Genomic DNA, 13,408 nt, shown 5'->3' with positions numbered 1-13,408 from the left:
CATCATCACTCCTCACTTTCCAGGTATTGCTTCCCTGGGCATAGGCTTGAATCTGTCCGGTGGCTCGAACAGAGAATGTATCTCCATCGCCGCCGTAATCCCTGTCATACTGATCATTGATATTAATCGTCGATTCATAATTAGTCGCCCTGAGCGAATCAAAATTTCTCCCCTCATAAAGTTCAACTTTTAAACCATTGCCCTGCAGCAGCCCAAAACTCACAGTGGATGCATCTGTTGCTGTTGCTGTATAAACAACCTGGCCACTACCACTGTTCTCGTTGATTGGTGTTGCGGTGGATCCGCTGGTGATCGCTGGAGATGCCGTATCAATGGTGATCGTCAGAGCATCGGACGCACTGGAGACATTCCCAGCGGCATCAGTGGCTGTCGCTGTGATGGAATGACTGCCATCGGTGAAAGCATCACTTGAATCAACCGTGAAACTCCAGTTACCACTGCTGTCTGCCGTGGTGGTCCCTAACGAACTACTTCCAGCAAACAGCTCAACAGTGCTGCTCGCTTCTGCTGTACCCGTGAAGGTTGGAGTGGTGTCGCTTGTGAGGTTGTCGCTGTTGGATGTTCCTGTATCAGAATCTGGGAGCTAGATCAGGTGTTGATGGTTTGTCTGGAGGTAGCTCATCAAGATCATTAACAGCCAATGCAACAACTTGATCAGAGTCGTTACCGAAATCATCAGTTGCGATCACAGTGAAGCTGTAACTCGGCTTCGTTTCGTAGTCGGGATCATCAAGAAGAGTGACCTCTCCTGAAGAAGGATCAATCGAGAATGAGACATCATCTCCAACACCAGGTCTTAAGCTGTATTGAATCGAAGAGTCATCTGTGGCTACAGCTGTGTAAATAATTTGTCCACTTCCAGTGTTCTCATCAATTGCCGTTGCTGTTGATCCACTCGTAAAGACCGGCGGATCAGTATCACCCTCAGATTCACTCGACGGATCGGGATCACCCTCAAATTCACTCGACGGATCGGGATCACCCTCAAATTCACTCGACGGATCGGGATCACCCTCAAATTCACTCGACGGATCGGGATCACCCTCAGATTCACCAGATGCTTCAGCTTCAAACTCAAACCCATCAATATTGATGATCAACTGATCATCTTCAAGACTCAACCGGGTCAAATTGTGTGCAGTGCCACCAAGAATGGCGGAGAACAGCTCACCTTCATCACCCGGTGTATCGAAGTCGTTGAGAACGGCATCAAGATGATGACCAAGTTCTTCGGTCAGAACCTCGGAAATCTCTTGATCAGAAGCCTCCGCCAACCACTCCTGATTCAGGAAGATCCGAGACAGGTCTTCCACATAGGCACCACGCGCCCCGGCGATGTCCTGCCTGGACAACGTTTCAATAGCCGGCAGCGCCGAAAAATCAGACGCGCCCCACTGATCCAGCAGCTCAACAAGCTGCTGGGGTGACTCTTCCAGGAGCAGTGCCTGCTGGGCCGCCGCCAGCAACGAGCCATCCTCTGCCCAGCCACGCAACTGCTGCGTCCAGCCCAGAAGCCATGGCTTGATGTGGGAGTCGCGACTCATGACAACCGAGGCATGACAGGCATGGACCCCCGACAAAGGCCGAAGGTCGGTAACCCGAATCTCACCTCAGCATAGTTTTCCTGTGCAATTTTGCCAGCAATATTGCAACTTCCAGAACCACTGCAGCGCAGTCATTCTCCCTGGTATCAGAACGAGGCAGACCGGCAGCCTCACGCACCGAAATGCTCAACACTTCTGAAGAAAATAAAAAGGAGGCGCCATATTTTGTTCATATTTGGAAGCATGCTTTTTATTGATTCCGTCATGCGTGCAATCTGCGGCCGGTTGACAACCAGTCTGGAAACCATCACACAGCCAGCCGATCAATCAATCGCAACGATTTGCCCTCATCATGCTCATTTGATCCACAGCAATTAGATTGATTGGGTGAAACCCAACGACACCCTGCTGACGGCAGAACGCCGCCAATGGTTCCGGCTTGTGCTGGCCAGCTGGATGGAGCAGCTTCAAGGCTGGGCTTGTGTCAGCCAAAGTCCCTCGCAGCCTTGGCTGTTGCAGGTCGTCGATGCCACATGGGAGACGTTGGCTCATCAGGTTTCCCTGCAACCACTGCTGGATGCGTTGAGCCAGGGCCGGTGGTCCTCCCTGCCGACCATTTCCGTTGTCCGCTCCAGCTCCCTGCCCGGGGCTGTCGCCGCCTATGTAACAGCAGACAGCGAGCATCCCTCGGGTCAGATCCTGCTGCGTGCCGACTGGTTGAACCAGGCCTCCGCAGAGGATGTGCAGGAGCATCTCAGCCATGAGCTCGGCCATCATCTCGACTCCCTGTTGCAGCCGGACGACTCCCCCGGTGATGAAGGGATCCGTTTCGCAACAGCTCTGCATGCCGCCGATGAACCGAGCCTTCCCATCTCCCGCGTGCGAGATCAAGGCTTGTGGTGGGCTGACGATCAGATGGTGCCGGTGGAGCAGGCTTCCCTGGTTCAGCGACAGCCTCTGCCAGTGGCCTCACCCGGCAGAACGGATCAGGAGCAGCGCAACCGCGCCGCCTTCGCGGCGCTGAAATCGGATGGTTCCGTGGTGGCCTGGGGAGATCCGGACAGCGGCGGTGACATCAGCAGGGTGGCGGAACGCCTCAATGGCGATGTGGTGCAGATCTTCTCCAGCGCTGGCGCCTTCACGGCCTTGAAGGCCGATGGCAGCATCGTGAGCTGGGGAGACAGCGGCAGCGGTGGCGTGATTCCGCCGAGCCTGCTGGCGGATCTGGATGAGACCGTCGTGCGACTGGCCTCCAACGACTTCGCCTTCGCTGCCGTGACGGAAACAGGGGCCGTCGTCAGCTGGGGCGATGCCAGCAACGGCGGCTACAGCCGCGCCTTCGAAGATCAGTTGTCGCGTGGCGTGGTCGAGGTCTTTGCCAGCCAGTCGGCATTCGCCGCCTTGAAGCAGGACGGTTCCGTGGTGACCTGGGGGCGGGACAGCGCCGGCGGAGACAGCAGCGCCGTCAGCGATGAGCTCAGCAGCGGTGTGGTGGAGATCGTCTCCACCGACAGTGCCTTCGCTGCCCTGAAAGACGATGGCTCCGTGGTGAGCTGGGGCAATCCGGCCGCCGGTGGCAACAGCAACCCTGTGGCCGAGCAGCTCTCATCCGGTGTTGCCTCCATCACCGCCAACAACAGCGCCTTCGCCGCTCTGCTGCAGGACGGCAGCATCACCAGCTGGGGCAATCGCTTCTCCGGCGGACGCCTTCCCTCTTCGGTCAACGAAGCCCTTGGCACTGGCGCCAGCACGATCACCGCAAGCTCGCAGGCTTTTGCAGCCCTGGGCAACGACGGTTCCGTCGCCACCTGGGGCCATCCCGACACCGGAGGCAACAGCAATGCCGTGACCGAACAGCTCGCGGCGGATGTGGTGAGCCTCACGGCGAACGAGACAGCCTTTGCGGCCCTCAAACGTGATGGCTCGGTGGTGAGCTGGGGCAATGCCTCCGGCGGGGGTGACAGCTCCACTGTCAGCGGCCAGCTGCAGAGCGATGTTCTGAGTCTTGCTGCGTCTGATGCCGCCTTTACAGCCCTGAAGACCGACGGCTCAGTGGTGAGCTGGGGAGACGCCGAATCCGGTGGCCTCTCCCCGACCCTGATGGAGCCGCTGGCTGCTCCTGTGAACGAGGTGATCGCCAACGATCGAGCCTTCGCTGCACGGCTCGCCGATGGCTCCGTGATCAGCTGGGGCGATGCCGTTGCCGGTGGTGACAGCTCCTCAGTGGTCGATCAGCTGCAAGCGGACGTTGTCGGATTCGCCGATCCCTTCCATGACGACGTGCTCCAACTGCTACCTGATCCTGGTGTCCTGGATTTCGATGGCGACACCGTTGTGAACCCCTTGTCAGACCATCTGGTGCTTGCTGCTGCCCTCGATCGGCGGCCGGCACCGGATCCCTTGATCGGCGGGGGAATCGATACGCAACGCCTCGATCTGGATGGCGATGCCGTTGTGGGAGAGGTGGATGCGGAGATCCTGCTGCGCTTCAGTTTCGGCACCTTCCCGAATTCGGCCCTGACCCAGGACCTGCCGGTGGAGCGTCCGGAGGCCGTGATCTGGCAGCAACTTCTGGAGTTGCAGAGTTTCTAAATCGACTCCACCGTCCGCAGCTGCAGCAGCTGAGCCTGGATCTGCTCAAGGCTGATGTCGGCCTGGAGGGAAAGGTCCTCCGTCAATGCGGCGCCTGGGAATGTACCGAACCCGTGCCGCAGAGCCAGGGCAAGATCCACAGGCTCCATCCCGCCGCTTCCATCCAGATCCAGCTCCGTTGCCGCAGGGTTGATCACAGGGTCCGCAGCACTGTCGATTCCGCTCCAGTTGCGAGCCAGTGCCAGGCCATCCATCAGCGGAGCAAACGGCTTCGGCACCGCCCCCACCAACTGCGCGAAAGCCAGCCCCCCCGGCACAAGAATCGAGCCGTTCACCAGGCCATCGTCGTCCCCGCGGCCGCCATCACGCACGTAGATGGCCATCACATCCGGTCCGTCCTGGTTGGGATCGGTGTCCTCGAGGCGCGCGCCGGTGCCGGTGGCATCGTCGTAGCTGAAGATCCAGGCATCGCCCTGAGCCGGCGTTTTGTACCAGACAAGGGAGCGATATCGCTCAGCATTGTCGAGCAAGGCCCGACGACTGGTTTCATCGAGAGGCATCACGATGCGCTGCAGGCCGAGATCCTGCTGCTCGAGGGCCGGAAGATCGGCATCTGCAGCCATCAGCCGGTTGGATGACGACAGGAGCGCTGCCCCCTCCGTCAGAACAGGTTGTGGCAAGGCCACCTTCACCCCCAGCGGTTTGCTGATCGGCACCAGATCCACCACCTGATCAGCGGTCTGAACCATCAGCTCTGCCACCTGGTTGACGTTGAACTGCCACTGCGACTGCTGCTCGCGCAGCACCGCCGGATCACTGCGTCGCAGTTCAGCACGCAACTCCTCGGGCAAGCTCTCAGGCAGCGCGGTGCTGATCATCAGCGGCTGGGGATCCGACAGCGGATGCAGGGTGGTCGCCGCAGCCAGAACACTGCCGGAAGGATCCAGTCCTTGCCTGTTCCATTCAGCCCGCAACTGCTCCAGGGTGTCGGAATGCACCGTCTGCAGGGCTGTCAGCTGTTGCAACTGCAGCTGATCAAGCTGGGCATCAGCGATCAGGCTGGCATCCTTCAGAACGCCTCGGGCCGCTTCTGCCTGAGCCTCCTCCAGGGTGGCGTGAGAGATCAGACGCAGGCTGTAACTGGAGGAGGAGTCGCCCCAGAACTGGGGCCGCACCGTGAGCTGGGTGGCGACACCGGGGGTGAATGCATCACCGCGCAGATCCAGCACCAGGGTTTCATCGGATGGCCTGAAGCTGCCGTCCTCCAGCAGCTCTCCCCAGTTCCAGCTCTGGGCCAGCCAGTGACCCTCCGCATCCTCAACAATCAGATTCACATCGGTCTGAAAGCCGCTGGCCCGCAGGCTGTAGATCTCCCCACCCGTCACGTTGATGGTCCAGAAGTCGTCGGTGTCCAGGGGATTCAGCTCTCCGCTCACCGGCAGGCCGTCGACGGCGATCGAGCCGCTCGGCAGCTCCCGGCTGTCGCCATCCAGCACCATCGGCCATGAGCTATCCAGCGTCAGGCTGAGACCCTCGCCCGACATGGCGGGATCCATGCCGCTGATCTCGAGCCGATACAAACCGGGCAGCAGATCACGTTGCAGTGGGGCTGCCGAGGTCGTCGTCAGCCAGGACCCTCTGAGGTCATGGAGCTCCAGCAACAGGTCATCCGAACCACCCGGAGCCGTCGCTGTGAACCGCCCGGAATCCAGCAGTTCCACAAACACGGTCTGCCGGCCCACCCCCTGCTCCATCGGTGCCGTTGTGGCCACCGTCAGCTCATCAGCCGTGGTGTCCAGCTGCGTGGCCTTCAGACTGGTGGGGGCGTGGGTGAGCTCCAGTTGGTATGGCTGCTCGCCCTGACGCTGCAGCTCGGCGTGATGAACGCTCAGCCGGTAATCGCCAGCCGGCAGAGCAAGCGCAACCTGTCGTTCGTCATTGCTGGGCTGCGCCAACCAGGCATGATCCAACGCACTCCAGGAACCACCGATCAACCGTTGCGTTGTCAGGTCCTGCAGGCTGAAGTCCAGATTGAAGTCGCCTGGGTCATCCAGGCTTGAACCGCCCTGATCCGTGAGGTCCACCCTCAACAGCGACAGCTCATCAAGAGAGAAGAGGTAGTCGTCCTGAATCTGAACATCTCCGGGCCGTGTGGAAAGGCTGCCGCTCTCCTGCAGATACATGCCTCCGGAGCCAGGGATCTCATCGAAGACGACGGGAGTCAGGTCAATGCTCTGAAACCAGCTTTCACGGTTGTCGCTCTGATAATCGACGGTGGCGTTGACGATGGGGATGTCGCGAAGGACGGCGACATGACCAGCGCCGTCCTGGAGATCCCGGCCCTCGTAACTGAGCATCAGCCGATCACCGGGCTCCACGCGCTCCTCCAGCTGCAGATCCAGCTGATTCGGACGCGTATGGGACAGCGCGATAGATGCGACTGACAACACGCGCATCGAACCGTCTGAGCGCTGAGCCTCGATCAGCACATCCCCTGGATAGGGGAGGTTGTCATCACCGAGCGGTGCGTCACCCACCTGGACCCCGGAGGGGTCATCGAACGTGAGGCTGAGGCGATTGGCGGAAGCCACGCCCCGGAGAAGGGAGGGCCCCTCACGATCCGGTGAACGATTCGCTACCAGCTGCCCCTGGAATGGCTGAACCGGCACTCCTGCTGTGCTGGTGAACGGATCATCCCCATCGTCGCGAGAGATCAACGGGTCATAGCTGACCACAACGGAGACATCGGAAGCCAGGGGATCCACCAGGGAGACGATCAGATCCGAGCCTTCCAGCCGCAGGCCTGCGGTCGGATCGACCGCAAGCTCCCAGGGCTGATCACGGCCAGGCCGGCTGGCCTGGAAACGGAAATCATCCAGTTCAGGAACCACCGCCCGAGAGGGATCCAGGCTCAGCTGCTCCGCTGAGAGAAAAGACAGCCGGATGGTGTCGTCATCCACATGGCTCGCCGCTGGATCCAGGAACAACTGCGTGGTCGGGTTGACGCCATAGCCCTGCCAGGCCCCCCAGTTGTCCACCGCCAATCGGTCGACGACCTGAACCGGATGGCCAGCGCTGTCGATGAGACCATGGCCATCCCTCAGGCTCACCTGAACAACACTGCCCGAGGCAAACCGCTGCGGCTGGTCTGCTTTGAGAACAATGGAGAGCTCACCGTCATCGCGGACAACAACGTCGTAGTGGTGAGGACCAACAACCTGGTGATCCAACAACACCAGAAGATCGCCGGCCTGGTAGCGGCTTCCACCGGAGCCGATCGCAGCCAGCGGATCCGGTCCCGTTAACACCAACGAGATGGTGCGGTCAGCCGCCTCACGATCGGACGCCGGATCGATCCAGGCCATACGGAATCTGGGATGGCGCGGGCCGTAGTTGCTGACCCTCTCCTGGAGGGCCGCTGACGTCTGCTCCTCATGACCTGAGCGCGCAGCCTCGTAGGCCGTTGTGTTGGTGGAGTCCGGCAGCACCCTGGTGCGCAGGCTGACCGACGGTTTGAGACCGCCAATGGGCGCTGGAAAGTCAAGAGTGGACTGGAGGACCTCGCGACCGTTCCGGGTTGTGGTCGTTGCCCGAGAAAGTGTGAAGCCTGGGGTTGCGAAATCCGCCAGATTCTTCGCTGCCATGAAATCGCTCAAGCCGATGGCGAACTCGGCGAGCAGCTGTTCCGGGTTGAGGGCATCGCCGGAGGGAATCAGCACCGGCACGGTGAAGCGTGGATCAGGGGAAACCAGATCAGCCGCTGATCCAAGTTCCTCCGCAAACAGACCCTCCCGCTGATCTGTCGTCAACAGCCCGACAGGGTTGTCGTCAGCATCGAGGGTGTGGAGGTCAAACAGAAGCACATAGGTTTCACTGCTGCCCTCCCACTGCGGCGTGAACGGATCGTCCGGACGGTCCAGAACGAGATGAACGATCAGGTCATCGCCTGCATCAAAGCCAAGGCCGTCGATCTCGATGGTGCGCTCTGAGGTGCGCTGCTCATGCCAGGGCTGGTCCATCGGCACATGAATGCCGAACCAGGGATGAAAGTCGCGCCAGGCCGGCGCACTCGAATCGACAACGGAGAATCCGAGCCTGTCGCGCTGATCACCGAAGCGGTCGAGTTCAAGCGCACCACCGCTCCAGTCATTCCACAGACTGCGTCCGTCGGCATCCAGGGATTCCCAGATTCCGTCCACCTCCTTCATGAGGCGAGCCACGTTGTAGACGGGCTCAGCTCGGGTGGAGCCAGGGTGAAGCAACTGAAGCTCCACCTGGAAATTCTCAAGACCCTGGCGCGCCTCTCCGTCCTGCAGGGCCAGCACACCGAGCTCTCGATCCACCAGTCCTCCCACCCAGTCGGCACTGCCGACCGCCGTCACAAGCGCATCACTGCTGGAATAGTCATCCAGATCGAAGCTGTAGATCTGATCAGCACGGTCTGCCGGTCCGAGCGTCAGCGTGGCCGCCTGCAGATCGCCTCTGAGGAGAGCGTCTTGAAGCTGACGGATCAGAACGATGTCGAGCTGGAGAAGAACACCGGCTTCGCTGCGAAGATCAGCAGAACGAATGGTCTCGCTGAGAAGGTCGTCGTAGGACAGACGAACGAGCCAGTCCGCAGGGATGACGGAAAGACCGTGGTTGTCAGAAGAATCAAGGCGCCACTCCACGGAGCTGGGGCCGGCTGTCGCCTGAGAGAGTTCCACAGACGTCCAGTCGCTCCAAAGCTCTGCTCCTGTGGCATCTGGATCACGAACCTCAACGACGCAATCGTTGAGAACAGCTGGATCCAGCACAACCCTTCGTGCTTCAAGCGGCTGAAACGCCTCGGAAAGACGCAACGGTTCAATCCACTCATCGAACTCACCATCGCCCTCAAAATCCAGACTCAGACGGGACCCATCCGAAATCGGCTGACTGAGCAGGAGGATCAGGACCTCCTCCTCGAGCGACGGATCCTGAAACGACTGCGGCTCGGCAAGAGCGGCCACCATCAAGTCGGAGAGATCCGTTTGATCTGAGCCGATCAGACGGAGATCACCCAGCCAGGATCCGTCGACATCAAAGAGAGACGAACGGCTGCCGCGGAAGCGCAGCTCCAGCACCCAGGCGTCCTCCTTGACATCCGACGGTGCGGAACCAGCGCTCAGCAGCTCAAGGGCTGTGTCGTAAAGGCGATCGAGGTTCTCCAGGCCTGGAGAGTCGAGGGCAGGCGAGCTGGCGAAGTCGTCGGCGCGATTGGTGAGGCGTTGAAGATTGAATCCCGAGAGAAGGGGTGCAGGGCTCAGGGAAGGAAGCGCCAGCGACGCATCAAGCCTGGCTTCGAGCACATGCCCGACCACGCGGAGTGATGACACGGAACTCATGGCATGGAACGAGAGAGCCGGATCGACGACGAGTCACCAACGGGTCGTGACAACTTTCCTCAGGAAGTTGAACCCAATTACAATCAAAAGTTAGCAACGATCATCCAAACAAGTTTCAAGACGAACAACTCCAAACAAAGTCTCCGAAAGGAGACAAGCCTGCTTAGGCCAGCAAGGTGACAAAGCAGTAACTGGGTGGTCGACAGGAACACAACTGTTCAGCCTCCCTAACTTCAGTTGGCTCTCTGTCTCAGCGCCTTCGTCTATCGGAGGTCATTCTGATGGGAATCCGCCTGCTCAAATCGCAATTTCTCGCAGCACTCAGCTTTGCGCTCCTAGCGGGCTGCAGCACAGATAGCGGCGTAATCAGCAAGAAAGAAGCAAATCAACAAATTTCTTCAAGTTCACAATCTCAGATTCAGAGATTGAATGAAGAGCCAGCCCTATCCAGACATCATCAAGACGAAGCTGAACAACCAATTGCGGCAAAAGAGGATCGTCAGTCCGACAGATTCGTTGCTGTTATCCCACCAGCACAAAATTCATCCGTCCAGACCCTCGATTCCGAGGACCTCGGCGTCGAAGCAGCAGTTGTTTCCACACCCCTCTCTGAGAACGACGAATTAGACGTCGCCGCTGCACAACAGGAGGCCGAGCGCCTGGAGCGCGAAGCCGCTGAACTGGCCGCTGCACAACAGGAGGCCGAGCGCCTGGAGCGCGAAGCCGCTGAACTGGCCGCCGCACAACAGGAAGCAGAACGCCTGGAGCGGGAAGCCGCTGAACTGGCCGCCGCACAACAGGAAGCAGAACGCCTGGAGCGGGAAGCCGCTGAGCTGGCTGCTGCTCAACAGGAGGCCGAGCGCCTGGAGCGGGAAGCCGCTGAGCTGGCCGCTGCACGTCAGGAAGCTGAGCGCCTTGAGCGCGAAGCCGCTGAACTGGCCTGCTGCACAACAGGAAGCAGAACGCCTGGAGCGGGAAGCCGCTGAACTGGCTGCTGCACGTCAGGAAGCTGAGCGCCTCGAGCGGGAAGCCGCTGAACTGGCTGCTGCACAACAGGAAGCCGAGCGCCTGGAGCGCGAAGCCGCTGAACTGGCCGCTGCACAACAGGAAGCCGAGCGCCTGGAGCGCGAAGCCGCTGAACTGGCCGCTGCACAACAGGAAGCCGAGCGCCTGGAGCGCGAAGCCGCTGAACTGGCCGCTGCTCAACAGGAGGCCGAGCGCCTCGAGCAGCAAGCCGCGGAACTGGCTGCTGCTCAACAGGAAGCAGAACGCCTCGAGCAGCAAGCCGCGGAACTGGCTGCTGCTCAACAGGAGGCCGAGCGCCTGGAGCGCGAAGCCGCTGAACTGGCCGCTGCACAACAGGAAGCCGAGCGCCTAGAGCGCGAAGCCGCTGAACTGGCCGCTACACAACAGGAAGCCGAGCGCCTGGAGCGCGAAGCCGCTGAACTGGCCGCTACACAACAGGAAGCCGAGCGCCTGGAGCGCGAAGCCGCTGAACTGACTGCCGCAGAACGGGAAGCAGAACGCCTCGAGCAGCAAGCCGCGGAACTGGCTGCTGCTCAACAGGAGGCCGAGCGCCTGGAGCGCGAAGCCGCTGAACTGACTGCCGCAGAACGGGAAGCAGAACGCCTGGAGCAGCAAGCCGCGGAACTGGCTGCTGCACGTCAGGAAGCAGAACGCCTGGAGCGGGAAGCCGCTGAACTGGCTGCTGCACGTCAGGAAGCAGAACGCCTGGAGCGGGAAGTCGCTGAACTGGCTGCTGCACGTCAGGAAGCTGAGCGCCTGGAGCGGGAAGCCGCTGAACTGGCTGCTGCACGTCAGGAAGCTGAGCGCCTGGAGCGGGAAGCCGCTGAACTGGCTGCTGCACGTCAGGAAGCTGAGCGCCTGGAGCGGGAAGCCGCTGAACTGGCTGCTGCACGTCAGGAAGCTGAGCGCCTGGAGCGGGAAGCCGCTGAACTGGCTGCTGCACGTCAGGAAGCCGAGCGCCTGGAGCGGGAAGCCGCTGAGCTGGCCGCTGCACAACAGGAAGCCGAGCGCCTGGAGCGCGAAGCCGCTGAGCTGGCCGCTGCACAACAGGAAGCCGAGCGCCTGGAGCGCGAAGCCGCTGAACTGGCTGCTGCGAACGCCTCCGCTCAGAAAGAAGCAGACGATGCAAGCACTGGACAGAGAACGGTGGAACTCGGACCGAATGCCATCGCTTTGAGTGCATCATCCTCCTCCTTAATCATCGGACCTCAGACAGGCGGAAAGGCCATCGACTTCAAGACACAAACCAATGATTTACTCTTAGAAGGTGAAGAACTCAGCAATCGAGGAGAATTCAACAAAGCAATCAACTCCTATACGATTGCATTATCTACAACCCCAAAAGATTCAGGAATTTATATCAATCGCGGGTTTGCCAAAGAAAAATCAGGAGACATTAATAGCGCCGTACTTGACTACAATAAAGCAATTGAATTGAATCCAAAAGATCATAGAGCCTACATCGCTCGAGGAATTGCCCTCTCCAGCAAAGGCAACAAAGAGATGGCGATGCATGACTTCAACAAAGCAATCAAAATAGACCCCAAAAATGAATGGAGTAGAATTAAGCGTGCAGACCTTTTCTCCGAAATCGGCGACAATCAAAAGGCAATTACCGATCTTACAATTGCCCTAAAGATCAATCCTTCCAACACGGCAACTCTTTACAGCCGAGCAAAATTAAACGAGGAATCTGGACTGAAAACTCAAGCAGAGCTTGATTACACACAGATTATCAAGCGCAACCCTGAACACGCAACTGCACACGCCAATCGAGGAAAAATCAGAGAAGATCTTGGAAACAAGCCAGGAGCGTTAGAGGATTACACCACATCCTTGAAAATCAACAACAAACAGGCAAATATCTATAACAACCGTGGTCTGCTTCTTGCCTCACTGGGAAATGCAAAAGCAGCTGTAAGCGATTACAACGAAGCAATCCGATTGCTCCCCAAAATGTCAGAAGCATACAACAACAGAGGCAGTCTTTATGTTCAACAACAAAAATATGACAAAGCAATTCAAGATTTCATGAAAGCCATTAAAACAAATCCAAATTACGGAACAGCATATGCGAACAGAGGAATTGCTTATGAGTACAGCGGCAACATGTTGAATGCATGTTCTGACTGGAGAAAGGCCGGAGAACTTGGGATAGACTATGCCAAGCAATGGCACAATCAACAGTGCACAAACTGAGCAAAACCAACATGAAAAGAACTGGCAAGAAACTTCTCGCCATATTGGGTATTTCATTGGTGGTAAATACCATTGATTTCAAATACAACGCCAAAGCAAACGAGGAAATCTCCACAGAGAGTGCTGCCAGCATGCTTGAAGAGGGTGATTACAGTAAAGCCTTTGAGATATACGATACTCTGATTGATCAAGGTATAGATACGGCTGAAGTTCACTATGGAAGAGCTCGCACACTGCAAGAATTAGGAGAGAATAAACAATCTCTTGAAAGCTATACAAAATCAATCGAATTAGACCCGAAAAACGCAAAAGCTTATTCAAATAGGGGTTTAATCTACGGAAGCCTTCAAAAGATCAAACTTGCACTCAAAGATTTCGACACAGCAATTTCGTTAGATCCAAACTTTGAGAACGCATATGTCAATCGTGGTGTAACGAAGGGTGCGATGCAGGACTGGAAAGGTGCGATCCAAGACTTTGATAAAGCAATCCAGATCAGCCCTAGCTATTCAGCAGCTTGGAGAAATCGTGGAATCGTCAAAGAAACCATAGGAGATCTTCGTGGTGCATGTATGGACTGGAGATCAGCAGCAATCCTAGGCCAGCAAGATGCAAGACAATGGATAGCAGCTCAGTGTAACTAATCCAGAATCACAAGGA

7 protein-coding genes and 1 pseudogene are annotated in these 13,408 nt (G+C 58.2%); 4 read left to right on the top strand and 4 right to left on the bottom strand.

The features are described 5' to 3' along the window. From ACJ0G7_RS03315 to ACJ0G7_RS03305, 3 genes and pseudogenes are all read right to left on the bottom strand, one after another. Nucleotides 1-223: hypothetical protein (locus ACJ0G7_RS03315; RefSeq protein WP_407395189.1), on the bottom strand; the 223-nt coding region annotated here is incomplete at its 3' end. Between the two features lie 162 nt (nucleotides 224-385). Continuing rightward, a pseudogene (locus tag ACJ0G7_RS03310) lies at nucleotides 386-538 on the bottom strand (Ig-like domain-containing protein); the annotation flags it as partial. Between the two features lie 52 nt (nucleotides 539-590). Further along, entirely contained in the window at nucleotides 591-1,565 is a 975-nt protein-coding gene (locus tag ACJ0G7_RS03305; protein WP_407395188.1) for a cadherin domain-containing protein, read from the bottom strand. A 387-nt stretch (nucleotides 1,566-1,952) separates the two neighbouring features. Here ACJ0G7_RS03305 and ACJ0G7_RS03300 point away from each other — a divergent pair, with 387 nt between their 5' ends. After that, nucleotides 1,953-4,157 (top strand): RCC1 domain-containing protein, encoded by a 2,205-nt coding sequence (locus tag ACJ0G7_RS03300; protein ID WP_407395187.1) that lies wholly within the window; start codon nucleotides 1,953-1,955, stop codon nucleotides 4,155-4,157. On the opposite strand, the gene ACJ0G7_RS03295 is transcribed toward ACJ0G7_RS03300, so the two are convergent. Further along, nucleotides 4,154-9,523 carry a hypothetical protein gene (locus tag ACJ0G7_RS03295; RefSeq protein WP_407395186.1) on the bottom strand — a complete coding sequence of 1,790 codons (5,370 nt, stop codon included), beginning with the start codon at nucleotides 9,521-9,523 and terminating at the stop codon, nucleotides 4,154-4,156. The genes ACJ0G7_RS03300 and ACJ0G7_RS03295 overlap by 4 nt on opposite strands. Nucleotides 9,524-9,948: 425 nt before the next feature. Here ACJ0G7_RS03295 and ACJ0G7_RS03290 point away from each other — a divergent pair, with 425 nt between their 5' ends. Genes ACJ0G7_RS03290 through ACJ0G7_RS03280 form a run of 3 tightly spaced genes read left to right on the top strand, consistent with a single transcriptional unit; the run spans nucleotide 9,949 to nucleotide 13,392 of the window. Continuing rightward, nucleotides 9,949-10,509, top strand: coding sequence for a hypothetical protein (locus ACJ0G7_RS03290; protein ID WP_407395185.1), 561 nt, complete (start codon nucleotides 9,949-9,951; stop codon nucleotides 10,507-10,509). Then, nucleotides 10,439-12,748: a tetratricopeptide repeat protein gene (locus ACJ0G7_RS03285; RefSeq protein WP_407395184.1), complete on the top strand. Its 2,310-nt coding sequence runs from the start codon at nucleotides 10,439-10,441 to the stop codon at nucleotides 12,746-12,748. Before ACJ0G7_RS03290 ends, ACJ0G7_RS03285 begins: the two co-directional genes overlap by 71 nt. Before the next feature lie 11 nt (nucleotides 12,749-12,759). Further along, entirely contained in the window at nucleotides 12,760-13,392 is a 633-nt protein-coding gene (locus ACJ0G7_RS03280) for a tetratricopeptide repeat protein (protein WP_407395183.1), read from the top strand. The last annotated feature ends 16 nt before the right edge of the window (nucleotides 13,393-13,408 follow it).

The organism is Parasynechococcus sp. (genome assembly GCF_045559935.1).
In the GTDB taxonomy this organism is placed as follows: domain Bacteria; phylum Cyanobacteriota; class Cyanobacteriia; order PCC-6307; family Cyanobiaceae; genus Parasynechococcus.
This window is presented reverse-complemented; position numbering and strand designations above follow the sequence as displayed.